The sequence below is a fragment of the Paracoccus tegillarcae genome (assembly GCF_002847305.1).
Lineage (GTDB): Bacteria > Pseudomonadota > Alphaproteobacteria > Rhodobacterales > Rhodobacteraceae > Paracoccus > Paracoccus tegillarcae.
The window spans coordinates 2353110-2376515 of the sequence record NZ_CP025408.1; the positions used below are offsets into that span (position 1 = coordinate 2353110).

The window sequence follows — 23406 nt, forward strand, 5'->3', positions numbered from 1 at the left end:
TAATTAGATGATTATGCATGCCGGGATCAAACTGCGCCACCTGCGCGCCTTTGCCGCCATTGCGGACGAGGGTAACCTGTCGGCTGTCGCCCGCATGCAGGGCATCACCCAACCCGCGCTGAGCCGCACTCTGGCCGAGTTGGAGGACCTGCTGGGCACACCGTTGTTCCGGCGCGAGAACCGGCGCCTGATCCTGACCCAGCAGGGCACGCTGTTTCGCCGCCATGTGCATCAGGCGCTGCAACTGCTGGATGCTGGCGCTGCGGCGCTGCGGCCCGGGACCATGGCAGGGATTGTCCGGGTCGGTATCCTGCCGACGGCGGCCACGCGGCTGTTTCCGCGCGTGGCGCTGCGGCTGCGTGAGGTCGCGCCCGAGACACTGCTGCAGATAGAGACCGGGCCGCACACCTATCTGGTGCGGCTTTTGCGTGACGGGCAGATCGACCTGATGATCGGTCGGATGCCCGATGCGGGCGAGATGGCGGGACTGGCCTTCCAGCACCTTTATGAGGAACCCGTGGTGTTGGTTGCGCGCGCCGGGCATCCGTTGGCGGATCAGCCGCCGGCCACACTGCTGCGTCAGGTGCCGGTGGTGATGCCCCCCGAAACCGCAATCATCCGCCGTCCGGTGAACGAGTATCTGGCGGGGCTGAACATGATCGGGCTGCGTCCCGCATTCGAGACCGCCGCCCTTGCCATCGGGCGCGGCATCCTGGCCGATTCCGATGCGGTCTGGTTCATCTCGCGCGGGGTCGTGGGCGCCGAGTTGGAGCGCGGCGATCTGATCCAGATCCCCACCGGCGTGGGCTATCTGTCGGGCGCCGTGGGGCTGACCCATCGCCAGTCGGGCCCGCCGGTGCCGGGTTTGCAGCTGCTGATGCAGCTGGCTCAGGACGGTGCCCGCGACCAAGCCTAGCGCCTTGGCACTGCGGCGGGGCGCGCACCGCGTTTCTGGGCGCCGATGCGGAAGGGCGCGTTCGGTGCGCCGTAGCCCTGATACCCCGCCCCGCGCTGCACGATCTCAAAGAAGAAACCGCCCGTTTGGGTGTTGGAATAGAACTGGAAGAAGTGGCCGCTTTCATCCTCGTCATAAAGGATATTCGCCGCCTGCATCCGGCCCACCAACTCGGACGACAGGCCAAAGCGCGCTTGCACATCACCGTAGTAATTCGCGCCGATCTGCAGCACCGGGAAATCACGGGCCGCCATCGCATCGGCGGTTGCAAAGATGTCATCGGTGGACAGCGCGATGTGCTGGACCGAAGATCCGAAGCTGTCCTCGATAAAGCGACCGGCCAGCGTGCCGCGCGCCTCGGCGCCGTTCAGCGTCACCCGCAGCCCGCCCGATTGCATCGCCTGGCTGCGCACCAGCCCCGACGGATCGGCCACATCGACCATCGGTGCCTTCTGGGCGTCGAAAATGCTGGAATAGAACAGCGCCCAACTGAGCATTTCGTCATAGGCCATGGTCTGCGCCAGGTGATCAAAGCCGGTCAGGCCTGCGCCATCGGGTGCCGGCTGGGTGGTAAAGTCGATGTCCCAGATGCGGCCCAGATCGGTGCCCGCATCCAGAAACCGGATCATGCTGCCACCGACGCCGCGGATCGCGGGGATCGACAATTCGCCCTCTCGGCTGGCCTGCGGATGCGGGCGGGCCAACAGCGCGGTGGCGCGATCAAACCCGGCCTGCGCGTCGGTCATCATCAGCGCGATCTCGGACACCGTCGTGCCATGGGCCAGGTAGGAACTGTTCGCGAAGCCCTGGCTATCTTTATTGACCAGAATATTCGCGCCACCCTGACGCCACAGCGTCACCGGCTTTGAGACATGGCGCCCGGCAGCGGCAAAGCCCATGCTTTCCAGCAGCGTCTCCAGCGCGGGGGCGTCATCTGCGGAACTGGCGAATTCGATGAACTCGATCCGCTGCACCGGCTGCGGCGCGGGGAATGCGGGCAGGTCCAGCGGCAGCGCGGGTTCAGTGCGGCGCACGCGATCGACCGCGTCGATCAGGCTGCGATGACCATCCTGCGCCACCAGCCGGGGCAGGCCGGCCCGGAACTGGTCGTTAAAGATCTCGAGGCTCAGCGGCCCATCATAGCCCGTGGCCATGACCGCCCGCAAAAAGCTGGTGATGTCCAGATCGCCTTCGCCGGGCATATTGCGGAAATGGCGCGACCAATACAGCAGATCCATGTCGATGGCCGGCGCATCGGCAAGCTGGACGAAAAAGATGCGGTCGCCGGGGATGCTGCGAATGCTGGCCGGATCAATGCGGCGGCCAAGCGTGTGAAAGCTGTCCAGGATCAGCCCGACATTCGGATGATCGGCGCGGCGCACGACCTCCCATGCGTCGCGGTGGTCGTTGACATGGCGGCCCCAGCACAGCGCCTCGAAACCGACGCGCACGCCATGTTCGCGGGCCAGATCGCCCAGCTCAGCGAAATCCTCGGCCATGCGGTCGATGCCGCCCAGTGCCTGCGGATGCACGGATGAGCACATCAGGATCAGGTCGGTGCCCAACTCGTTCATCAGTTCGAACTTGCGTTCTGCGCGGGCAAAGGCACGGGCGCGATGGGGTTCGGGCAGACCCTCGAAATCGCGGAAGGGCTGGAACAGAGTGATCTCCAGCCCGGCATCGCGCACCATTCTGCCGACCTCTTGGGGCGCATGATCCGAGGCCAGGAAATCCTGTTCGAATATCTCGATGCCGTCAAAGCCGGCCGCCGCGATGGCGTCGAGTTTTTCGGTAAAGCTGCCGGATATCGAAACAGTCGCGATCGAGGTTTTCATACCGCTTCATCCGTTGTCATCAGTTCGTGGCGCAGCGCGTCCTGATCCAGCGGCAATCCGGCAAACAGATCCCAGGCATGGATGCCCTGAAAAAAGAATAACTCGTAACCCGAAACGATGGTCAGCCCGCGCGCCTCGGCATCTTGCAGAAACTGCGTGTCAGGCGGGGTATAGACCGCATCGAAGGCCCATTCCGCCCCGCGCAGCGCATCGGCGTCGACGGGTGTGCCGTCATAGCCGACCATCCCGACGGGCGTGCAGTTGATGACGCCCGCCGCGCCCTTGGCTGCCTCTTCGGCGCTGGTATGGGTGGTGATCGTCAGTTCAGGCGCGGCACGGCGCAGGTCATCCGCCAAAGCCGCGGCCTTGGCCGCATCGCGATCGACCAGCCGCAATTCGGGCGCGCCAAGCGCGATCAGCCCAAAGGCCACCGCGCGGCCCACGCCGCCCGTGCCGATCATCAGCGTCGGACCGGGCGATGCCTCGCCGCGTACCAATCGGTATCCCGCGACAAAGCCCGAATAATCGGTGTTGTAGCCTTCGGGGCCGTCAGCCCCGAAGATCACAGTGTTCACCGCCCCGATCGCCGCGACCAGCGGATCGTCGATCCGCACCTTTTTTGCCGCGCGTTCCTTATAGGGATAGGTGATGTTCAACCCGCGAAAGTCAACCGCCGCGCAATCGGCAAAAAGCTGATCGAACTCGCGGCCCATCTGTTCGGGGATCAGCCGGTCATAGGTCACGGTGACACCGTTCTGACGGCCCGCCAGCGTGTGCAGCAGGGGCGCGCGCGATTTGACGATATTGTCCCCGATCAGTCCCAGATGCAGGGTGTTGGCCATTATTCTGCTTCCTCTTTGCGGGCGGGCATCATCCGTGCCTTCAGTTTGCGCCAAAGCGGTGTCTGGCTGAAAAAGATGAACACGACGGCCAGAAACAGGATCAACGACAGCGGACTGGTGACGATGCCATGGAAAAACCGGCCCAGATCCTCGCGCTCCGAGATGATAGCCCGACGCCAGTTATCGTCCAATAGCCGCGACAGGATCACACCCAGAATCACCGGACCCAATGGATAACCATAGGCGCGCATGAAATATCCCAGCACCCCAAAGGCCAGCATCCAGTAGACATCGGTGATCGAGTTGTTGACCGCATAGGCGCCCACGATCGACAGCAACATGATCAGCGGGATCAGCACGGCGCGCGGCATCTCGACGATCTTGGTGAACAGCTTGATGCCGGTCAGACCGAAGAGCAGCATGAAGAAGTTCGCCACAACCAGCGCGCCGACGATGAACCAGAACATGTCCGGCTGGTCGATCATCAGCATCGGACCGGGGTTCAGCCCGTGGATGAACAGCGCGCCGATCATGATGGCGGTCACCGCGTCGCCCGGAATGCCAAGCGTCATCATCGGGATAAAGGCCCCGCCAACCGCCGCGTTATTGGCGGTTTCGGGCGCAACCAGCCCTTCGACGGCGCCATCGCCAAAGCGGCGGCTGGGGTTCTTGGTCACACGCTTGGCGTGGTCATAGGCCATCAGTGCCGCGATATCGCCGCCCGTGCCCGGCAGCGCGCCGATGACGACACCGATGGTCGAGGTCTGCAGAGACAGCGGCAGGTATTTCTTGACCGTGCCAAAGCTGGGCACGATGCGGCTGATCTTTTGCTTGATGGCCGGCGCATCCAGATGATGCAACTGCGCCAATGCCTCGGAGACGCCGAACATGCCGATCATGACGGCGATGAAGGAAATTCCCGATTGCAGCAGCGGCAGGTCATAGGTGAAGCGGCCGGTAAAGGTCAGCGGGTCCATCCCCACCATGCCGATTATGATGCCGAACGCGCCCGAAAAGATGCCCTTGACCAGGCTTTCCCCCGACAGCGACCCGACCAGCAGGATGCCAAGAACGGCCAGCAGCATATAGTCGCGCGGCTGGAATGTCAGGGCAAAGTCGGACACGGTCGGGGCTGCCAGCGCCAGCACCGCGATGCCGATAAAGCCGCCCAGGAATGACATGACCGTGCTGACCCCGATGGCCTCGCCTGCCTCACCGCGCTGCGCCATGGGATAGCCGTCCATGGCTGTGGCGATGGCGGATGGTGCGCCCGGAATGTTCAGCAGGATCGCCGTGCGAGAGCCGCCATAGACCCCGCCCATGAAGATGCCGATCATCAGCGCGATGGCCGGATAGACATCCCACGAGAAGGTAAAGGAGATCAGGATCGACACGGCCATGGTGACCGACAGGCCCGGAATGGCGCCGATATAGACCCCGGCGAATGTGCCCAACCCGACCAGCAACAACAGCTCGGGATTGGCGAAAACGGTCAGGAATGCAGACAGGGTTTCCATGTCAGGCACCTCCGCCAAAAAGATTACGGAAAAACTGCAGCATCTCTGCCTCGGGGAAGACGCCCGAGGGCATCAGCACCGTGAAGATGATGCGGAAGATGACGTAGATCAGCAGCAGCGAGCCTAAAGCGACGGCCAGCGTCCTGCCCCAGTTCTGACGCCACAGCATCTTGATCGCGACGGTCAGGAACAGCGCCGCGGTCGGCAAAAAGCCAAGCGGCCGCAGCAGAACACCAAAGGCCAACAGCAGCAGCGCCATCACGATCAGCACGGGTGGCAGGATCTGCTGCTTGAAGGTCTCACCCGAGATCGGGGGCAGTCGCCGGGTGCGCGTCGCGATTAACGCGGCGGCGATCACCATGACGAGCGTGGTCGCCATCGGAACCGTGCCGGGCGCAGACAGCGCCTCGAACCCGGAAATGTCATAGGCGCTCCAAAGCAGGAACAGGCTAAACGCGAGTAACAGGAAGGCAAAGACCGCCTCGCCCGGGCGACGGGTGTCGCGCCGTTCTTCGTGCAGATCGTCGGCTTCGAAATCCTGCATCGCGTCTGTGTCGTGATCGGTCGGGGACATTGCACCCTCCATGTCGCACAGGTTTCAGGACAAGAGCGGCGCGGCAGGTCTGGCGGCGCCGGGATGCACAGGGCCCGCAGGCCCTGCGCAGGTATCACGGATGATTACTCGGCCGGTTGGGCGATGCCGAACTCGTCGGGCGAGGTCTTGGTCAGGCCAGCATCCTGCATCAGCCAGGCGGTGGTCGACTGCCAGTCTGTCAGAAAATCCTGCGCCTCCTGGCCGCTGATATTCATCGACGTGAAGCCGCGATTGGCCATCAGTTCCAGAAATTCCGGCTGTTCGGCCGCTTCCTTATAGGCGGCGATCAGCTTTTCCACGGCTTCGGCCGGGGTGTCGTTCTTGACGAAGATGCCGAAGAACGGACCCCAGGGCAGGTATTTGTTATAGCCCTCATTGGCGGCTGCGGCGGTCTGAACGTCGGGCAGGGATTCCAGCGGTTCGGTTTCAATGACCAACAGCGGCTTGATCGCCCCAGCACGGATGCTTTCGATCGCGGCGCCCAGCACTGCGGGCATCACGTCGATTGCGCCGCCTTGCAGCGCGGTCAGCGCCGGACCATCGCCATCATAGGGCACAGAAATCACGTCCTGCTCGCCCTCGACCGCATTGATCATCGCGGTCACGACCGACGGCAACCCGCCGGGCCCGGTCGAGCCAAAGCGAACCTCGCCCGGATTTTCAGCGATATAGGCCAGCATCCCGGCATAGTCGTCAAAGGGTGCATCGGCCCCGGCAACCAGAACCGGCGTGCCGCGTGCCAGAATGTTGATCGGGACAAAGTCGCTGTAATCCTTTTGGCCCAGACCCATCACCTTATAAAGCAACGGGTTTTCGGCGCCCATGAGCAGCGTATAGCCATCGGCATCTGCCCCGGCGACCTGGTTCAGCGCGATGGCACCAACGCCGCCGGTGATGTTCTGCAGCACGACGGTGCCGCCCAGGACGTCTTCGGCATGCGGGGTTACGGCACGCATCACAGTATCGGTCGAGCCGCCCGCACCCCATTGGATGACGCCTGCGATTTCCTTGTTGGGGTAATCTTGCGCCGTTGCGCCGGTGACAGCGAAGACCAGTGCAGATGCTGCGCCGATGATTGCGTATTTCATGGGTTCCTCCCGGAAATTATAGAATCTACGGGCCATGCTCCTCGCCCGTTGCTGGTATGATCACGCAAACGGACCCATAACGTCAAATACCTAGATCAACGTAATATTAACATAATGTTAATCGCGTGGTGGCGTCGCGGGATCAAAATGCCCCCCGGCGGACAGGTCCAGCTCTTTGCGGAATTGCTGGATCGCGTATTCGGCAAAACCCGAAAGCGCGCGCCCTTTCTTGTGGGCAACATATGTGCTGATGCTGCTTGGTTCGACCAAAGGGCGGCGAACAAGGCCGGGCATATAGACCTCGGCCACCGAAAAAGCATCGATCAGCGCCACACCCAGCCCATGACGCACCAGACTGACGACGGTCTGGGCAAAGCGGCCGCGGATGGAATGGACAGGGCTCAACCCCTGCGCCAGAAACGGTTCAATCAGCTTGGCACCATAAGGATCAGCCGGATCAACACCGATCAGTGGCTCGCCCACAAGGTCATGAACAGAGAGGGTATCGCGTATCGCCAGCGGGTGATCTTCGGGCATGATCACGACCAGTTGCCCCTGGGCGAGCAATTCATTTTCAACGCCGGCATTTTCCACAAGCGAACTCATGATCACGAATTCACCGCGTTCCAGCAGCAGATAATCAACCGTTTCCTCGATCTTCAGGATGTTGAGATCGATGAACAGATCGGGATAACGCTGTCGGATGTTGCGCATTGCGCGGGCGGCGATGAACTGCGCGACCGAGGGGGCCGAGGCAAACGCCAACCGCACATCCTGACCCTTTTCCAGCGAGTCGATGGCGATCTGCAGGTTCTCGACGTCCTTGTAGACGGTGCTGATCTGGGCAAAGACCGGCCCTGCCTCGACCGAGGGAATGAACCGGCCCGCGCGGCGCTCGAACAGGCGGATGCCTAGCGATTCCTCGGTATGTTTCACCAGACGGCTGATGCCGGGTGCCGAGACGTTCAACTGTTCCGCCGCGCCGCTGATGGTGCCGCGCATCATGACGGCGCGGATGACCTCGACCTGTCGCAGGGTGATTTCGCGCATCTGCCTCCCTCTCTGGCAGCAGTTTAACATCAAGTTAATTCGACTGCGCAATGGGTATTTGACGTTAGCGGCTTTCCCGCGCTGTGATGGGCGCGAAGGGGGCAATATGGCTGAGGCTTATGATCTGATCGTGCTGGGCTCGGGCGCCGCAGGGCTGTCTGCGGCAGTCACGGCGGCGCATCACGGATTAAGCGTGGCGCTGTTGGAAAAGGCGCCGGTGCTGGGCGGCACCTCCGCCTGGTCCGGGGGCTGGATCTGGGCGCCCGGCAACGAGATCGCGCGGCGCGCAGGGATGACCGAAGACCGGGCACTGCCGCGTCTTTATCTGCAAGGCGTTCTTGGCGATCGGTTCGATGCGCCACGCGTCGACGCCTTTCTGGCCGCCGCGCCGCAGATGGTCGAGTTCTTTGACACACAGACTGCCCTGCAATTCGACGGCGGCTTGCCGATCCCCGACACCTATGGCGATCTGCGAGGCGCCGGGACGGGCGGGCGTTCGGTCATCGCCAAGCCCTATGACGGACGTCAACTGGGCCGCGAAATTGCCTTGCTGCGCGAGCCGTTGCCCGAAACCACCCTGCGCGGGATGACCATTCAGGCCGGGCCGGATCTCAAGGCATTCATGACGGCCACGCGCTCGGTCCGTTCTTTCGGCTATGTCGCCGGCCGTATCACGCGGCATATGGCGGATCTGGCGATCCATCGACGCGCGATGCAGCTGCGCAATGGCAGCGCGTTGATCGCCCGGCTGATCCGCTCTGCGCTGGATCTGAGGGTCGATCTGCGCACGTTTGTAACGGTGACGGGGCTGATCCGGACGGATGGACGCGTGACTGGGGTTCAGACCGCGACCCGCACCCTGACCGCGAGGGCAGGGGTGGTAATCGCAACCGGGGGCTTTCCTCACGACCCGGTTCTGCGCGAGGATCTGATGCCACGCAACGCCGAACACATCAGCCTTGCCGTGCCGACCGCGACAGGCGACGGCGCGCGCCTGATCAAGGCGGTTGGGGGTGCGTTCAGCGCCGATGTCGCTGCGCCCGCCGCCTATTGTCCGGTCAGCCGTGCGGTCTGGCCCGGCGGGCGTGAGGGCGGCTTTCCCCATATCATCGAGCGCGGCAAACCCGGTCTGATCGGGGTGTTGGCCGATGGCCGGCGGTTCTGTAACGAGGGGCTGGGCTATCATGACTATGTGCGCGCGATGCTGTCGGCAGTACCGGTCGGCCAACCCGCGCGGTCCTGGCTGATCTGTGATCACCGCTTTATTCGCCGCTATGGTCTGGGCATCGTGCGGCCCGCGCCGATGCCTTTGGGGGGCTGGGTGCGGTCGGGCTATCTGAAGCGGGGTGTGTCTTTGACGGATCTGGCTGCCGTCACGGGCATTGATGCGGCTGGGTTGGCGCGGACGGTAAAAACCTTCAACAGCCATGCCGCACAGGGCAAGGACCCCCGATTTGGCCGTGGCACCACGCCCTATATGCGCCTGCAGGGTGATCCCGAACAGCGCCCGAACCCCTGCCTTGCCCCGATCGTGAACGCACCCTTTTACGCGGTCGAGGTTCTGCCCGGCAGCTTTGGCACACTTGCCGGCATTACCACCGATCCGCAGGCCCGTGTGCTGGATGCCGCCGGCGCGCCGATCCCTGGCCTTTATGCCGCCGGGGCCGATGCGCTCAGCGTCTTTGGCGGGCATTATCCAGCGGGCGGCATCAACCTTGGCCCGGCCCTGACCTTTGGCTTTATCGCCGGTCGCCATGCGGCAAAGGGGGCGTCATGAGCCACCGTCTGTCCGCAGCCCATCTGTCCGCCATCACCCTGCCGCCACCCGATTTCATCCATGCGGCCGCCGATGCGGGCTTTTCCGGTGTCGGGCTGCGTCTCTTGCGCGTGACCGGGGATAGCCCCGGCTATCCGTTGATGGCGGACCCCGCCGCGCTGCGCGCAACCCGTGCTGCGATGCGGGCGACGGGTCTGGCTGTGCGCGACATCGAATTCGTCAAGATCACGCCCCAGATCGACATTGCGGGTCTGGCACCGATGCTGGATGCGGGGGCCGATCTTGGCGCCCGGCATCTGATTGCCGCGCCCTATGACGACGACCTGTCGCGTCTGGCCGACGGCTTGGGTGACCTGTCCGCGTTGGCTGCGTCGCGTCAGATCGGTGTCGTGCTGGAGTTCTTTCCCTGGACCGTGGTGCCCGATCTTGCGACATGCTGGCGCGTGGTGCAGCAGGCCGGGCCTGAAATTGGCATTCTGGTCGACAGCCTGCATTTCGACCGCTCGGACCCGGATCACGCGCTGCTGGCCAGCATACCGTCCGCGCGATTGCCCTTTGCCCATCTTTGCGATGCGCCGCGTTTGCCGGTTTATGGCAGCCAGAACCTGCTGCACACCGCCCGCGCCGAGCGGTTGCCGCCCGGTCAGGGTGAAATCGAACTGGATAGATTTATCGAGGCACTGCCCAAAGACATTGATCTGTCGCTTGAGGTGCCGATGACCCAGATGCTGACCGAACGTGGCGGCGCAGCGGTTCTGCGCCGGATCCACGATGTGACGACGGCCCATCTGGCCCGGATCAGATCATCCGGCTGAGCAGCCCCGTTTTCCAGATGAATTGATGGACCAGAACGGCGCCAACATGCAGCAGGATCAGCGCCAGCAGGACATTGGTGCCCAAAGCGTGCAGACCGGCGATGGCCTCGGAACTGGTGAACCAACCGATCATGCCCCCGATAGGCAGCCCGATCAGCATCACATACATCAGGATAAGGGAAATCCTGGCGAGTGTTCGCGCCCAGCCTGGCTCGCTGCCTGGCGCGGTGGGCGCGCCGTGGGTCATGCGCAATCTGATGCGCCAAACCGCCAGAACCAGAACCGTGACGCCGATGACGATATGGGCGACGACGGTAAAGGAAAACGTGGCGATGCCGGTCTCGATCTTTTCGCGCAAGGGGCGGCCCATGCCGTCGAAGAACAGGTATTGCAGCAATAGCAGCGCGACGACGGTCCAGTGCAGCGCCTTTTGCGTATGGGTGAACGATGCGGCCTGGTGGGAGTGATGGCTCATGGCGACGACTCCGATTCGCTTGATGCTCGTCATCAGTCTAGCGTGGCCAGCGGGGGACGCACGGGCAAACCCCAAAAACCCTTTAGAAAAACCGCTCGGCGGTTCAGTGGTCAGGATACCAAAGCCCGCCCGTCGCACTGTGGCGAACCGGGTAACGTGGCTGCTGGGCCGCCGGCCACTGTCGCTGCACGATGCGCGACGAAGGGGTGCCGGTTTCAGGCGTCGGACATCGCAGCCTGAAACAGCGCACGGGTGTTTGCCTGCGTCATCTCGACGGGGTTGCCACCACAAGAGGGATCAGCCAGCGCCATCTCGGTCAATTCGTCCAGCCGGCTTTCCTCGACCCCCATGGCGGCAAGATTGCCGGGGATTTTCAAATCGGCCCGCAGGCTCATCACACGGGCGCGAAAACCGTCGAAACCGTCATCAATACCCAGATAGCGGGCGGCGCGGGCGATGCGGTCCTCGATCGCGGGGCGGTTGAAATCCAGCACCATGGGCATGACCACCGCATTCGTGGTGCCGTGATGGGTGTTGTAGACCGCGCCTATCGGATGGCTGAGCGAATGGATTGCGCCAAGGCCCTTTTGAAACGCCACGGCGCCCATGGCTGCCGCGCTCATCATATGGGCGCGCGCTTGCAGATCGTCGGGTGTGGCATAGGCGCGGGGCAGGTTTTCCAACACCAGCCGCATGCCCTCCAATGCGATCCCCTGGCTCATCGGGTGGTAATGCGGACTGCAATAGGCCTCGAGGCAATGGGCCAGCGCATCCATGCCGGTGCCTGCGGTGATCGCGCGCGGCATCCCCATGGTCAGTTCCGGGTCGCAGATCGTGTAGGTGGGCAGCAATTTTGGGTGAAAGATGATCTTTTTCTGATGCGTGTCGCTGTTGGTCAGGACGCCGGCGCGCCCGACCTCTGAACCGGTTCCCGCCGTGGTCGGCACGGCAATGATCGGGGCGATGGTGTCGGGATTGGCGCGGGTCCACCAGTCGCCGATATCCTCGAGTTCCCAGACCGGGACCGGCTGATCGACCATCAGCGCAATCATCTTGCCCAGATCCAGCGCCGAGCCACCGCCAAAGCAGACAACCCCGTCATGGTCGCCAGCGCGATAGGCCGTCAGACCTGCCTGCATATTGCCTTCATTCGGATTGGGATCGACATCGGAAAAGAGGGCGCGGCCCAGACCTGCGGCTTCCAGCCGGGCAAGGGTGGTCAGCGTGATCGGCAGATCGGCCAGCATTCGGTCGGTGACCAAGAGCGGTCGGGTGATGCCTGCCGCGCGGCACAGATCGGGCAGTTCAGCGATCCGGCCAGCGCCGAACTTGATGGCGGTCGGATAGGACCAGTTGGCGGTCAGGTTCATGCAGTCACCTTTTTCAGATGGAAGGATTTGGGGCGGGTTACGGCCTGAAAGCCAAGCGCCGACAGGCTGGCGCCGCGCCCGGTATCCTTGACGCCGGTCCAGCACAGCGCCGGGTCCAGATAGTCGCAGCGGTTCATGAAAACGGTGCCGGTCTCCAGCCGGTTGCCGATCTTCGCTGCGCGGCCTGCATCAGACGTCCAGATCGACGCCGTAAGACCGTAATCGCTGTCATTCATCAACTCGATGGCCTGATCATCACCCGAGACGCGCATGATCCCGACCACCGGGCCAAAGCTTTCCTCGCGCATGACCCGCATGTCATGGGTCACATCGACCAGCACCTGCGGCGCCAGATAGGCGCCGCCGTCATCGGCGGGGAATCCGCCCGCATCGATCAGGGGACGCGCGCCCGCTGCGATGGCGTCACCGATCTGGTCGCGGACCAGCCGGGCAAAGCGGGCATGGGCCATCGGCCCCATGGTGGTTTCCGGATCCAACGGGTCACCAAGGCGCAGGTCGCGGACCCAATCGGCGGCCCTGGCGACAAAGGCGTCATAAAGGCTGTCATGGACATAAATCCGTTCGATCCCGCAGCAGCATTGGCCTGAATTGAACATCGCGCCGTCCATCAGCCCGTCCACGGCGGCGTCAAGGTCAGCATCCTCGGCGACATAGCCCGGATCCTTGCCGCCCAGTTCCAGCCCGGTGCCGGTGAACCCGCCCGCCGCCGCACGTTCGATGGCCTGACCTCCCCCGACCGAGCCGGTGAAATTCACGAACCCAAAGCTGCGCTCGGCGATCAGTGCCTCGGTGGTGGCGTGGTCCAGGATCAGGTTCTGGAATACGTCCTTGGGCACACCGCCCTGATGCATTGCCCGCGCCAGCCGGTCACCCGCCAGCAACGTCTGGCTGGCATGTTTCAGCACCACCGAATTGCCGGCCATCAGCGCGGGCAGGATAGCGTTGATGGCGGTCAGATAGGGATAGTTCCAGGGCGCGATGACAAAGACCACGCCCACCGGCTCGCGCCGCAATTCGCGGTGAAAGGCGTCGCTGTCTTCGGCGATCTGCGGGGCCAGCGCGCTGGTCGCGATGCCCGCCATATAATCGGCACGTTCGCGCACGCCGCCCATCTCGCCGCCATAGCGCACCGGGCGGCCCATCATCCGCGCCAGTTCCGGCACGATCTCATCATTCATCGCAATCAGCGCATCGATTCCGGCCATGACCAGCCCGATCCGTTCATCCAGCGGGCGCGCGGCCCATTCGGGCTGCGCTGCGCGGGCGCGGGCGACGGCGTCGCGCGCCTGATCGGGGGACAAGATGTCCCGTTCGACATGAACCGCGCCGTCAATCGGCGAAACCAGCTTTATCTTTCCCGACATTGTCAGACTTTCATTTCAAGGCGCCTCAGGCGCGTTCGAACCCGCGTGCGACCTCCCAATCGGTCACGACGCGGTTTTGTTCTTCGATCTCCCACATGGCGGCGCGGCAGTAATGGTCCACCACCTCCTCGCCAAAGGCGGCACGCAGCATTGCAGACTTCGATGCCGCCTCTGCGGCTGCGCCCAATGTGCGCGGCACCTCGGGGGCGTCGGCTGCCTGATAGACGTCGCCCGACAGCGCCGGTCCAAGCGTCATGCCCTTCGCGATCCCGTCCAGCCCGGCGGCCAGCAGGGCGGCGCAGGCCATATAGGGGTTCAGGTCGGCCCCGCCGATGCGGCATTCGATGCGCACGGCCTTGCTGCCCTCACCGCACAGGCGGAACCCGGCGGTGCGGTTATCCACGCTCCAGACTGCGCGGGTGGGGGCGAAGGTGCCGGAAACAAAGCGTTTGTAGCTGTTGATATTGGGCGCAAGAAACAGGGTCAGCGCGTCGGCATGGGCCAATTGCCCTGCGACATAGGATTTCATCAGCGCCGACATGCCATGCGGATCGCTGGCATCGACAAAGATATTCGCGCCGTCCTGGGCCAGCGACTGATGCACATGCGACGAACTGCCAACCCGGTCATGGTTGTATTTGGCCATGAACGTGACCGAGCGCCCGGCCTGCCGCGCGATGTCTTTGGTGGCCATCTTGATCAGCACATGCATATCCGCCGTGTCCAGCGCGTCGGAATAACGGGCGTTGATTTCGTGCTGGCCGCGCTCTGCCTCGCCCTTGGAACATTCGACCGGGATGCCGGCGGCGTAGAGCCCGTTGCGCAGCGGGCGCATCACCGCCTCATCGCCCGAGGTCTCTGCCAGTGCGTAATCGACATTGAAGCGCGCGGTGGGCGTGGGCGTCTGGTAGCCCGCGTCGAACAGTTCCTTGAAACTCTCTTCGAACATGAAGAATTCCAACTCGGTCGCCATCATCGGCTCGAACCCCATGTCATGGGCGCGGGCGACCTGCGCGGCCAGCACATTGCGCGGTGCATGGGGGACGGGCTCATGGCTGTGGTGATCCAAGAGATCGGCCATGCACAGCGCGGTACCGGGCGCCCAGGGCAGCCGGCGCAGCGTGCTCAGATCCGGGCGCATGGTATAGTCGCCATAGCCCTTTTCCCAACTGGTGGCCTGATAGCCGGGCACGGTGAACATCTCGTAATCGGTGGCCAGCAGATAGTTGCAGCAATGGGTTTCGTCATGCGCATCCAGAAAATGCTGCGCATGGAAACGCTTGCCCATCAGCCGGCCCTGCATATCGACCAGCGCCACGGCAACGGTGTCGATCTCGCCAGCCGCAATTGCGGTTTTCAGGCTGTCCATGGTCAGGTTTGCAGGCATGATCTTCTCCGGTCGTCAGGGGCCGGGCGCGATGGGTCGCGCCCGGCAAGCATATCAGACGTCAGCGATAGGGATAGCCGGCCGCTTCCATATTCGCGGCATAGGTCTTGAAGGCCTGCACCACGCGACCCGCACGGTCGCTGGATGCGGCCACCTCGTCCCAGAAGCTCTCGGCATCCTTGGTGACCTGGTTCCATTCCTCGGGCGGGATGCTGGTCAGTTCCATCTTCTCGCCCTCGACCCGCAGCTTGGCCTCGCCGCCCCAATACCAGACCGCGCGATAGTAATGCGACTGGTCGATGGACATCAGGAACAGCTGTTTCAGGTGTTCGGGCACCTTGTCCCAACTGGCGGCGTTCGCGAAATAGCTGCCGAACCACGCGCCGGTCACCGAATTGGTCAGCGCGTAATTGCAGACATCGGCCCAGCCCACTTCATAGGCCTCGGTAAAGCCGCACCAGGCAACGCCGTCCAATTCGCCGGTTTGCATGGCGACCTCGACGTTGTCCCATGGGATGGTGACCGGGATCAGCCCGTAACGCGACAGGAACTTGCCCGCAGTCGGCACCCCAAAGACGCGCAGGCCCTGCATGTCGGCAAGGCTGCGGATCGGTTTGTCGACGGTAAAGATGTGCAGCGGATCCCACGCGCCAGCCGATAGCCAGGTGACGTTGTCGACCTCGTCATAGGCTTCTTTCCAGATCTCGTTCAGGCCGTAATATTTGAACAGCGAAGGCACATCGAGACTGTAGCGCGTGGCAAAGGGGAAATAGCCCCCGAAAACCGAAATATCGACCGGCGAGGCCATGGTTGCCTCATCCGATTGCACCGCGTCCAGCGTGCCGTTCTGCATGGCGCGGAACAGGTCGGCGGTGGGAACCAACTGGTCGGCGTAGTATAGTTCGATCTCCATCTGGCCATCAGCGGCGGCGTTGAAGGCGTCGATCTGCGGCTTGATCACATGGGCGCCAAGCGGTGCACCGGAATAGGATTGCAGCCGCCATTTCAGCGGCGCACCCTGCGCCAGCACGGCGGGCGCGGCCAGCGTCGAGGCTGCCGCAGCCCCCGCGCCAAGCCCGGCCTTTTTCAGGAAATCGCGGCGCCCAGAGAGAATCCGTTCCGATGGGGTCAATAGCTTCTTGGTCATATCGTCCTCCTTGGTTGGGTTATGACCCTCTTGCCGGGGTCTCGTTGTGGTTCGGGGTCAGCCCCGTACATTCATCTGCTCGGGCAGCCACAGCGCAAGGCCGGGCCACAGCATCACCAGCGCGATGGTGATCGCCATCATCAGCGCAAACGGCCAGATCGACCGATAGATGTCGATCAGCGTGATTTCCCTGGGCGCGAGCGAGCGCATCAGGAACAGGTTATAGCCAAAGGGCGGGGTGATATACGCAATCTGGCAGGTGATCGTGTAGAGCACGCCGAACCAGATCAGTTGGTTGTCAAAGCCCAGATCCAGCATCCCCACCAGCGGCACGTAAAGCGGCGCAACGATGACCAGCATGGCAGTATCGTCCAGAAAGATGCCCATCACGATGAAGGATAGCTGCATCATGATGATCACCTGCCACGGGCCCAGATCCCAGGTGTTGATGAACAGGTTCTCGACCGCGCGCACAGCACCCAGCCCGTCAAACACCGCGCCAAAGGCCAGCGCCGCCAGGATCAGCCACAGGAACATGCAACTGACCGACAGGGTCTTCATCGACACGTTCTTGATCAATTGCCAGGTAAAGCGCCCCTTTGCCACGGTGGCCAGCGTCGCAGCCGTTGCCCCCACGGCCGAGCTTTCGACCAGCGAGGTATAGCCCATCACGAAGAGGCCGGTCATGGTAAAGAAGATCACGAAGGGAATGATGCCCGCGCGTGCCAGCGCCAGCTTTTCCCTGAAGGGCATGTTCAACTCTTCCTCGTCCACGACCGGGGCAAGCGCCGGGTTCATGCGGGCGCGTACGACGATATAGGCGACGAACATCGCCGCCATGATCAGGCCGGGGATAAGCCCGGCGAACCACAGTTTCGACACCGGCTGGCGCGCGATCATGCCGTAGAGCACCATCACCACCGAGGGCGGGATCAGGATGCCAAGCGACGCACCGCCTTGCACCACACCCGAGATCAGCACCTTGTCATAACCGCGCCGCAGCATCTCGGGCAGGGCGATGGTTGCGCCGATGGCCATGCCGGCGACAGACAACCCGTTCATCGCCGAGATGATGACCATCAGAAAGATCGTGCCGATGGCCAGACCGCCGCGCAGCCGCCCGAACCAGACATGCAGCATCTTGTAGAGATCCTCGGCAATGCCGGATTCCGACAGGACGTAGCCCATATAGATGAACATCGGCAGCGTCAGCATCGCGTACCAGTTGAACAGCTTGAACACCTGGTTGAACGGCAGCTCGATCGCGCCCTGACCATAAAGCAACAGCGCCGCGCCCGCGGCGACAAAGCCGATTGCCGCAAAGACACGCTGGCCACTGACCAACAGCAACACCATCGAGGCGAACATCAAAAGGGCGATGGCCTCGTAACTCATGTGAGGGTCTCTCCGCGCAGGGTCGCGATATGCTTGAACACCAGCGAGAACGCCTGCAGCAGCATCAGGATGAGGCAAAAGACCATCAGCGCCTTGATCGGAATGACCGACGGATTCCACATCGAAAAGCGCCGCTCATCGGTTGAGATCGCGTATCGCAGGCTGCTGATCGAGCCGGCCAGCATCACCCCCAGATAGAAGATCAGGCACCAGATGGTCACAAGGTCCAGCTTGGCCTTGCCGCGTTCGCTGAGCCGCGAATACAGCAGATCCATGCGCACATGGTCCTCGTTCTTCAGGGTGAAGGGGCCGCCCAGAAAATAATAGGCGGCCAGCGTGAACTGCGTCAGTTCGATCGCCCAATGAACCGGCATGTTGATCACGTTGCGCGTCACCGCATCGAACAACAGCGTCGCACCCATGAGAAAGATCAGCGATGCCGCCAGCCAACCGGCCCAATCGCTGACGCGGTCGACGGTGCGCACATAGCTGCGGATGATCTTGGGCATGGCGCGCGGTGTTCCTTTCCTCAGGTCCAGACCGCGACTCCGCTGGCGTCGAAGGCTGCGTGTGCGGTGGTGCTGATGCGGTCGTCGGTGATGATCAGCCCGATCCGGTCGGTGCGGCAGACGGTAAAGGCCGCGCGGCGTCCCAGCTTGGTGCTGTCGGCCAGCACGATCAGGTTGCGGGCATTGGCCAGCATGGTGCGCGCGATCTGGGCCTCGTCATGGCTGGCATCCATCGCGCCCACCTCGGGCGACAGGGCGGCGACGGTCAGCACACAGTGATCGGCCTGATATTCGGCGATCTGGCCCAGAACCGAGGGGCCAACGGTCTGTGCGTTCTCGGCCGCATAGCGCCCGCCCAGCAGGTGGATATCGGCATCCGACCCCTCAAGCGTCAGTGTCTCGGCCAGCCGCAGGGAATTGGTGATGATCGTCAGCCCCGCGATCTGCGCCAGAGCGGCGGCGGCTGCCAGCGTGGTCGATCCGGTGTCGATGAACAGCGTGTCGCCCGGGCCGATTGCCTCGGCCAGTCTGCGGCCGATCCGGGCCTTTTCGCCGCAGGCCAGCCCGGCACGGACCGGCATCGAGGGTTCGTTCAACAGGCGCGTGCTGCGCGCGCCGCCATGGACCTTGATGATCCGGCCCGCCTCGGCCAGTTGCGACAGATCCCTGCGGATGGTCTCGGTCGAGACGGTAAAGCGGTCTGCCAGCGCCTCGACGCTTGCAGCACCTTGTTCCCGAATGAGCCCTTCGATCTGCAATCGTCTCTCGCGAGGTTTCATTGTGATCCGTTCCCGTTAACAAAAGCGAACCCCGGCAGCATCGCCCATGTCAACATTTTTCGTTGGAAACCTGTCATCTTGCGCGTGAAATCCCACAAAACAGGCAAGGCACTTGCCCATTCAGTCAGTTCAGCGCTAGGCTGCACCAGAGATCGGGGGCGATGGTGGCTGCGACATCCGGGTTTGACGTGGCGGTGATCGGGGCAGGCATTGTCGGCTGCGCCATTGCACGGCGCTTTGCCATCGATGGCGCGCGGGTCGTAATTCTGGAACGCGGCCACGACGTGCTGGACGGCGCGTCCAAGGGCAATAGTGCCATCCTGCATACCGGTTTCGATGCGCCCGCAGGCAGTCTCGAGCTGGATTGCATCCGCGCCGGTCACGCCGAATATCTGCAGATCCATCAGCGCATGAACCTGCCGCTGGACCGCGCCGGTGCGCTGGTCCTGGCCTGGGACGAGGAACAGCAGACGGCGCTGCCCGCCCTGATGGCGCAGGCCCGTGCCAATGGTGTGACCGACATCCAGCCGATGGAGCGTGCCGATCTGCTGCAGGCCGAGCCGCATCTTGCGCCCGAAATCCGGGCCGGTTTCCGGGTTCCCGGCGAGGCGCTGATCGACCCCTGGTCGGCGGCCCATGCCTATCTGTATCAGGCCATTGCTCACGGGGCCGAATTGCGCTGCCGTGCCGAGGTAACCTCTGCCCGGCGGCTGGCCGACCGCTGGGATCTGCACAGCGGCGCGGGTCAGGTGCAGGCCGGGCTGGTCGTGAACGCCGCCGGCCTTTGGGGCGATCATGTGCAACGTCTGCTGACGGGGGAAAGCTGGTTTCAGATCCGCCCACGCAAAGGCCAGTTCGTGGTCTTTGACAAGCCAGCGGCCGCGCTGGCTCGCCATATCCTGCTGCCCGTTCCAACCGCGGTTACCAAGGGGGTCGTGGTCTGCCGGACCGTCTATGGCAACCTGCTGGTCGGCCCCACTGCCGAGGAACAGGACGATCCCGACTGCGCGACGCTGGTGCCCGAAACACTGGATGCCTTGCGTCAGACCGGAATTCGCATCCTGCCCGCACTGGCCGGACAAGAGATCACCGCCGCCTATGCCGGCCTGCGCCCCGCAACCGATGAAAAGGGCTATCGCATCCGCGCCGATCTGTCCCAGGGGCTGGTGACGGTCGGCGGAATACGGTCGACCGGGCTGTCTGCCGCGCTGGGCATCGCCAGTCATGTCGCGGCACTGGCGGGCGGGCAGTCCGCGCGGCAGCCGCAACACTGGCCGCAGATGCCGGTGCTGGCCGAAGGTGGTGCGCGTGACTGGCGCGCGCCGGGCAACCAGGGCCTTGTCTGCCACTGCGAGAAAGTATCCCGACGCGAGATCGAGGCCGCGTTGACCGCGCCGGCACCGGCAAATTCTCTGGGCGGCTTGAAACGGCGAACCCGCGTGACGATGGGGCGCTGTCAGGGCTTTTACTGCTCGGCCGAACTGGCGCGGATGACCGAAGGCCGGTTCACGCAGCCGCTGACCGGCGGAGGCGGGGATGCAGGCTGATGTGGCCATCATCGGCGCGGGGCCAGCGGGGCTGGCGGCCGCCACGGTGCTGGCCAGATTGGGATTTACGCAGGTCGTGGTGATCGAACGCGAGGCGCAACCGGGCGGCATTCCGCGCCATTGCGGCCATTCGCCCTTTGGGATGCGTGAATTCCGCCGGGTGCTGCGCGGTCCTGCCTATGCTGATCGGCTGGCAGCCGCGGCGCGGGCCGTGGGCGTCAGGATAATGTGTGATACCACAGCGACCGCGCTGCTGCCGGGCCCGGTGCTGGAGCTGTCCACACCGGCGGGCATCGCGCAGCTGGCGGCGCGTGCGGTGCTGCTGGCGACGGGGACGCGGGAATCCAGCCGCATTCAGCGGATGATCGGCGGGCAAAAGCCGGGCGGGATCCTGACCCTCGGTGCCTTGCAGGGCATGGTGCATCTGAACGGCCAGCGCCCGTTTTCGCGCCCGGTCGTGCTGGGGACGGAACTGGTGTCGTTCTCGGCCCTGCTGACCTGCCGTCAGGCCGGCATCCACCCCGTCGCGATGGTGGAGCCCGGCTGCAATGTCATCGCCCGCGGGCCATCCTGGGCCTTGCCGCGCCTGCTGGGGGTGCCGCTGATGATGCAAAGCCGGATCACCGAGATACTCGGACGCGACCGTGTCGAGGCCGTGCAGATCGTGGGACCAGACGGGACCCGCCGGATCGCAACCGATGGTGTGCTGCTGACCGGCGCCTTTCGATCCGAGGCGGGGCTTTTGGCGATGGCCGGGATCGCGATGGATCCGGACACGACCGGGCCGGTGATCGACAGTTTCGGCAGACTGGATCAGCCGGGATATTTCGCCGCCGGCAACCTGTTGCGCCCGGTCGAGACGGCGGGCGCATGCTGGGCCGAGGGACAGCGCGCCGCCGAGGCGATCGCGGCCTATCTGTCCGGTGCCTTGCCGGATCGAGAGCAGGGGGCAGAGTTGCAGATTGTGGGTGACGCGATCCGCTATGCCTTGCCGCAGATCATCCTGCCGGCCCGCCCCGGCTGGCACGACCGCGTTCAGCTACGCCTTGCGCGTGCCGCGCGCGGAGAGCTGCGGCTGACACAAATGGGACGCATCATCGCTAGGCGGCGCATCAATGCGCGGCCCGAACGCCGGATTACGCTTTCTCTGCCAGCCGGGGTGACCGCCGCGCCGTTGGTGCTGACGCTGGACGAGCGCGGATGAAGATATTGGCCATAGATCAGGGGACAAGCTCGACACGGGCACTGGCGATGGCCGGCGAAGGGTCATTGCGGGTGCTGCGGCAGATGCAGCACCGTCAGATCTTGCCGCAACCGGGCCATGTCGAACATGATCCGGTCGAGTTGCTGCGCCATGTCGCCGATTGCGCGGATGCAGGTGGCGCCGATCTGGTGGCATTGGCCAATCAGGGCGAAAGCTGCCTTGCCTGGGATGCGCTGGATGGTCGCGCCGTTAGCCGGGTGATCGTCTGGCAGGACGACCGGACCGCTGATGTGACCCGCGCCCTGCAGGCGGATGGCGTGGCAGGTGAGGTAATGGCGCGGGCCGGTTTGCCACTGGATCCCTATTTTTCGGCCAGCAAGCTGGGCTGGATCATGCGCCATATCCCCGAGGCAGCCGATCTGGCGCAGCGCGGGCGGCTGCGGCTGGGAACCACCGATGCCTGGTTTCGCGAGCGCCTGACAGGGCGGTTCGAGACCGACATCGCAACCGCATCGCGCACCTCGCTGATGCATCTCGATCATGGGGAATGGGACCCGACGCTATGTGCGATCTTTGGTGTGCCGATCGACGCCTTGCCCGTGATCACGCCCTCGGCGGGCGATCTGGGGCGTCTGCCCTCGGGTGCGCGGCTGGTGGCCAGCATCGTCGATCAGCAGGCGGCGCTGTTCGGGCATGGCTGCCGTGTGCCGGGCGATGCCAAGGTGACGCTGGGCACGGGCGCGTTCGTGCAGGCGCTCACCACGGGGCCGCTGCGACCCGCACATCCCGGCCCGCTGCCGACGGTCGCGTGGCAATTGCCGGGTCAGCCGGTCCGTTACGCGCTGGACGGTGCCGTCTACAGCGCGGCTGCGGCGGTGAATTGGGCGCGTGATCTGGGGTTGTTTCAGGATTTCGCCGCGATCGGTGATTTCGACGCTCCTGCGGCCATCGACCGGGGGCTGGCCTTTCTGCCGGCGCTGACCGGACTGGCCTGCCCGCATTGGGATCGGGCTGCGCGGGCAGGCTGGTTTGGCCTGTCGCTGCAAACCGACCGGCGCGACATGATGCAGGCGCTGATCGAAGGCGTGGCGATGCGCGTTGCGGAAACGGTGCGTGCCATGGACGCGGTGCAGCCGCTGACCGCACTGTCGGTCGATGGTGGCATGGCGCGCAACGGCTACCTGCTGGACTTTCTGGCCGGGCTGCTGCGCCAGCCGGTGCATCTGGCGGATGAGGTCGAAACCACCGCCCTCGGCCTGATCCAGATGGGACATGAGGTCGAGGGCCAAACCGCCTCTGCACCCTCCCGGCGGGCGGCCATTCAGCCAGACACGCAGGCGGCTGCACTGGCCGATGGCAGAATGCGGCGCTTTGCGGCGATCCGCGAGGGGCTGACAGCAATCAATCGGCAGATCGGGCCCGACACCCCCTGAGCCACCGCGCCTCCGGTGCCTTGATCCGAACGATGCGCTTTGGCCGCCGGGTGCCGATTTCGGCCTGCGCGCATGATTGCTGGCAACGCGCGAAAGGCCTGTATCTCCTGCTTGGCGGGCTTGCCAAGCTGCTCTGAACGGCCTATATCGCCCCCAAGTCAATTGGGCGACATGGTCACAACAGGCCAACACACTACCGGGTCGGGCGTTTCGCCGCGACCCTTTGTCATTCCCGAAAGACGATAAAGACCGGCGGAGCCAACCGCATGGCCAGAAACAGTATTGAAAAAGGAAACGGAGA

Annotated in this window: 20 protein-coding genes; 6 read left to right on the plus strand and 14 right to left on the minus strand. The window is 63.9% G+C overall.

What is annotated here, in order from left to right; all coding sequences use genetic code 11:
• Window positions 1-7 precede the first annotated feature (7 nt).
• Entirely contained in the window at window positions 8-916 is a 909-nt protein-coding gene (locus CUV01_RS11540) for a LysR substrate-binding domain-containing protein (protein WP_101460603.1), read from the plus strand.
• On the opposite strand, the gene CUV01_RS11545 is transcribed toward CUV01_RS11540, so the two are convergent.
• The 6 genes from CUV01_RS11545 to CUV01_RS11570 form a co-directional block, all read right to left on the minus strand.
• Complete coding sequence (locus CUV01_RS11545) at window positions 913-2790, minus strand: bifunctional sugar phosphate isomerase/epimerase/4-hydroxyphenylpyruvate dioxygenase family protein (RefSeq protein WP_101460604.1); 1878 nt, start codon at window positions 2788-2790, stop codon at window positions 913-915. The two genes, CUV01_RS11540 and CUV01_RS11545, sit on opposite strands and share 4 nt — an antisense overlap.
• Window positions 2787-3632: a shikimate dehydrogenase family protein gene (locus tag CUV01_RS11550; RefSeq protein ID WP_101460605.1), complete on the minus strand. Its 846-nt coding sequence runs from the start codon at window positions 3630-3632 to the stop codon at window positions 2787-2789. The genes CUV01_RS11545 and CUV01_RS11550 overlap by 4 nt, the downstream gene beginning before the upstream one ends.
• On the minus strand, window positions 3632-5149 hold the full coding sequence (locus tag CUV01_RS11555; protein ID WP_101460606.1) for a tripartite tricarboxylate transporter permease: 1518 nt from the start codon (window positions 5147-5149) through the stop codon (window positions 3632-3634). The genes CUV01_RS11550 and CUV01_RS11555 overlap by 1 nt, the downstream gene beginning before the upstream one ends.
• A 1-nt stretch (window position 5150) precedes the next feature.
• Entirely contained in the window at window positions 5151-5723 is a 573-nt protein-coding gene (locus CUV01_RS11560; RefSeq protein WP_101462046.1) for a tripartite tricarboxylate transporter TctB family protein, read from the minus strand.
• A 104-nt stretch (window positions 5724-5827) separates the two neighbouring features.
• Complete coding sequence (locus CUV01_RS11565) at window positions 5828-6832, minus strand: Bug family tripartite tricarboxylate transporter substrate binding protein (protein ID WP_101460607.1); 1005 nt, start codon at window positions 6830-6832, stop codon at window positions 5828-5830.
• A gap of 117 nt (window positions 6833-6949) precedes the next feature.
• The gene (locus CUV01_RS11570; protein WP_101460608.1) at window positions 6950-7882 is read right to left on the minus strand and encodes a LysR family transcriptional regulator; all 933 of its coding nucleotides are present in this window, start codon (window positions 7880-7882) and stop codon (window positions 6950-6952) included.
• 106 nt (window positions 7883-7988) lie between these two features.
• Between CUV01_RS11570 and CUV01_RS11575 the strand changes: the two genes are divergently transcribed.
• Window positions 7989-9659 carry an FAD-dependent oxidoreductase gene (locus CUV01_RS11575; RefSeq protein ID WP_101460609.1) on the plus strand — a complete coding sequence of 557 codons (1671 nt, stop codon included), beginning with the start codon at window positions 7989-7991 and terminating at the stop codon, window positions 9657-9659.
• On the plus strand, window positions 9656-10474 hold the full coding sequence (locus CUV01_RS11580; protein WP_101460610.1) for a sugar phosphate isomerase/epimerase family protein: 819 nt from the start codon (window positions 9656-9658) through the stop codon (window positions 10472-10474). The genes CUV01_RS11575 and CUV01_RS11580 overlap by 4 nt, the downstream gene beginning before the upstream one ends.
• Here CUV01_RS11580 and CUV01_RS11585 read toward each other — a convergent pair.
• The 8 genes from CUV01_RS11585 to CUV01_RS11620 all read right to left on the minus strand — a co-directional run bounded on the left by CUV01_RS11585 (window position 10458) and on the right by CUV01_RS11620 (window position 18921).
• Window positions 10458-10949: a cytochrome b gene (locus CUV01_RS11585; protein WP_157994838.1), complete on the minus strand. Its 492-nt coding sequence runs from the start codon at window positions 10947-10949 to the stop codon at window positions 10458-10460. The genes CUV01_RS11580 and CUV01_RS11585 overlap by 17 nt on opposite strands.
• Before the next feature lie 215 nt (window positions 10950-11164).
• Window positions 11165-12319, minus strand: a complete 1155-nt coding sequence (locus tag CUV01_RS11590; RefSeq protein ID WP_101460612.1) for an iron-containing alcohol dehydrogenase — start codon at window positions 12317-12319, stop codon at window positions 11165-11167.
• Complete coding sequence (locus CUV01_RS11595) at window positions 12316-13704, minus strand: aldehyde dehydrogenase family protein (RefSeq protein WP_101460613.1); 1389 nt, start codon at window positions 13702-13704, stop codon at window positions 12316-12318. Before CUV01_RS11595 ends, CUV01_RS11590 begins: the two co-directional genes overlap by 4 nt.
• A gap of 25 nt (window positions 13705-13729) precedes the next feature.
• Entirely contained in the window at window positions 13730-15091 is a 1362-nt protein-coding gene (locus tag CUV01_RS11600) for a glutamine synthetase family protein (RefSeq protein ID WP_101460614.1), read from the minus strand.
• Between the two features lie 61 nt (window positions 15092-15152).
• Window positions 15153-16238 carry a twin-arginine translocation signal domain-containing protein gene (locus CUV01_RS11605; protein ID WP_101460615.1) on the minus strand — a complete coding sequence of 362 codons (1086 nt, stop codon included), beginning with the start codon at window positions 16236-16238 and terminating at the stop codon, window positions 15153-15155.
• A gap of 57 nt (window positions 16239-16295) precedes the next feature.
• Window positions 16296-17633: a TRAP transporter large permease gene (locus CUV01_RS11610; protein ID WP_101460616.1), complete on the minus strand. Its 1338-nt coding sequence runs from the start codon at window positions 17631-17633 to the stop codon at window positions 16296-16298.
• Complete coding sequence (locus CUV01_RS11615; protein ID WP_101460617.1) at window positions 17630-18142, minus strand: TRAP transporter small permease subunit; 513 nt, start codon at window positions 18140-18142, stop codon at window positions 17630-17632. The genes CUV01_RS11610 and CUV01_RS11615 overlap by 4 nt, the downstream gene beginning before the upstream one ends.
• 20 nt (window positions 18143-18162) lie before the next feature.
• Entirely contained in the window at window positions 18163-18921 is a 759-nt protein-coding gene (locus CUV01_RS11620; RefSeq protein WP_101460618.1) for a DeoR/GlpR family DNA-binding transcription regulator, read from the minus strand.
• A 161-nt stretch (window positions 18922-19082) separates the two neighbouring features.
• Here CUV01_RS11620 and CUV01_RS11625 point away from each other — a divergent pair, with 161 nt between their 5' ends.
• From CUV01_RS11625 to CUV01_RS11635, 3 genes are read left to right on the plus strand one after another with little or no spacing between them, the layout of a single operon-like run.
• On the plus strand, window positions 19083-20468 hold the full coding sequence (locus CUV01_RS11625; RefSeq protein WP_101460619.1) for an NAD(P)/FAD-dependent oxidoreductase: 1386 nt from the start codon (window positions 19083-19085) through the stop codon (window positions 20466-20468).
• Window positions 20458-21672, plus strand: a complete 1215-nt coding sequence (locus tag CUV01_RS11630; protein WP_198731813.1) for an FAD-dependent oxidoreductase — start codon at window positions 20458-20460, stop codon at window positions 21670-21672. Before CUV01_RS11625 ends, CUV01_RS11630 begins: the two co-directional genes overlap by 11 nt.
• Window positions 21669-23105, plus strand: a complete 1437-nt coding sequence (locus tag CUV01_RS11635) for an FGGY family carbohydrate kinase (protein ID WP_101460620.1) — start codon at window positions 21669-21671, stop codon at window positions 23103-23105. The genes CUV01_RS11630 and CUV01_RS11635 overlap by 4 nt, the downstream gene beginning before the upstream one ends.
• Window positions 23106-23406: the final 301 nt, after the last annotated feature.

Excerpts from the sequence above, each read along its gene's own strand:
- CUV01_RS11540 (WP_101460603.1), top strand. The coding sequence starts at position 8 with ATGATTATGCATGCCGGGATCAAACTGCGCCACCTGCGCGCCTTTGCC.
- CUV01_RS11545 (WP_101460604.1), bottom strand. The coding sequence starts at position 2,790 with ATGAAAACCTCGATCGCGACTGTTTCGATATCCGGCAGCTTTACCGAA.
- CUV01_RS11550 (WP_101460605.1), bottom strand. The coding sequence starts at position 3,632 with ATGGCCAACACCCTGCATCTGGGACTGATCGGGGACAATATCGTCAAA.
- CUV01_RS11555 (WP_101460606.1), bottom strand. The coding sequence starts at position 5,149 with ATGGAAACCCTGTCTGCATTCCTGACCGTTTTCGCCAATCCCGAGCTG.
- CUV01_RS11560 (WP_101462046.1), bottom strand. The coding sequence starts at position 5,723 with ATGTCCCCGACCGATCACGACACAGACGCGATGCAGGATTTCGAAGCC.
- CUV01_RS11565 (WP_101460607.1), bottom strand. The coding sequence starts at position 6,832 with ATGAAATACGCAATCATCGGCGCAGCATCTGCACTGGTCTTCGCTGTC.
- CUV01_RS11570 (WP_101460608.1), bottom strand. The coding sequence starts at position 7,882 with ATGCGCGAAATCACCCTGCGACAGGTCGAGGTCATCCGCGCCGTCATG.
- CUV01_RS11575 (WP_101460609.1), top strand. The coding sequence starts at position 7,989 with ATGGCTGAGGCTTATGATCTGATCGTGCTGGGCTCGGGCGCCGCAGGG.
- CUV01_RS11580 (WP_101460610.1), top strand. The coding sequence starts at position 9,656 with ATGAGCCACCGTCTGTCCGCAGCCCATCTGTCCGCCATCACCCTGCCG.
- CUV01_RS11585 (WP_157994838.1), bottom strand. The coding sequence starts at position 10,949 with ATGAGCCATCACTCCCACCAGGCCGCATCGTTCACCCATACGCAAAAG.
- CUV01_RS11590 (WP_101460612.1), bottom strand. The coding sequence starts at position 12,319 with ATGAACCTGACCGCCAACTGGTCCTATCCGACCGCCATCAAGTTCGGC.
- CUV01_RS11595 (WP_101460613.1), bottom strand. The coding sequence starts at position 13,704 with ATGTCGGGAAAGATAAAGCTGGTTTCGCCGATTGACGGCGCGGTTCAT.
- CUV01_RS11600 (WP_101460614.1), bottom strand. The coding sequence starts at position 15,091 with ATGCCTGCAAACCTGACCATGGACAGCCTGAAAACCGCAATTGCGGCT.
- CUV01_RS11605 (WP_101460615.1), bottom strand. The coding sequence starts at position 16,238 with ATGACCAAGAAGCTATTGACCCCATCGGAACGGATTCTCTCTGGGCGC.
- CUV01_RS11610 (WP_101460616.1), bottom strand. The coding sequence starts at position 17,633 with ATGAGTTACGAGGCCATCGCCCTTTTGATGTTCGCCTCGATGGTGTTG.
- CUV01_RS11615 (WP_101460617.1), bottom strand. The coding sequence starts at position 18,142 with ATGCCCAAGATCATCCGCAGCTATGTGCGCACCGTCGACCGCGTCAGC.
- CUV01_RS11620 (WP_101460618.1), bottom strand. The coding sequence starts at position 18,921 with ATGAAACCTCGCGAGAGACGATTGCAGATCGAAGGGCTCATTCGGGAA.
- CUV01_RS11625 (WP_101460619.1), top strand. The coding sequence starts at position 19,083 with ATGGTGGCTGCGACATCCGGGTTTGACGTGGCGGTGATCGGGGCAGGC.
- CUV01_RS11630 (WP_198731813.1), top strand. The coding sequence starts at position 20,458 with ATGCAGGCTGATGTGGCCATCATCGGCGCGGGGCCAGCGGGGCTGGCG.
- CUV01_RS11635 (WP_101460620.1), top strand. The coding sequence starts at position 21,669 with ATGAAGATATTGGCCATAGATCAGGGGACAAGCTCGACACGGGCACTG.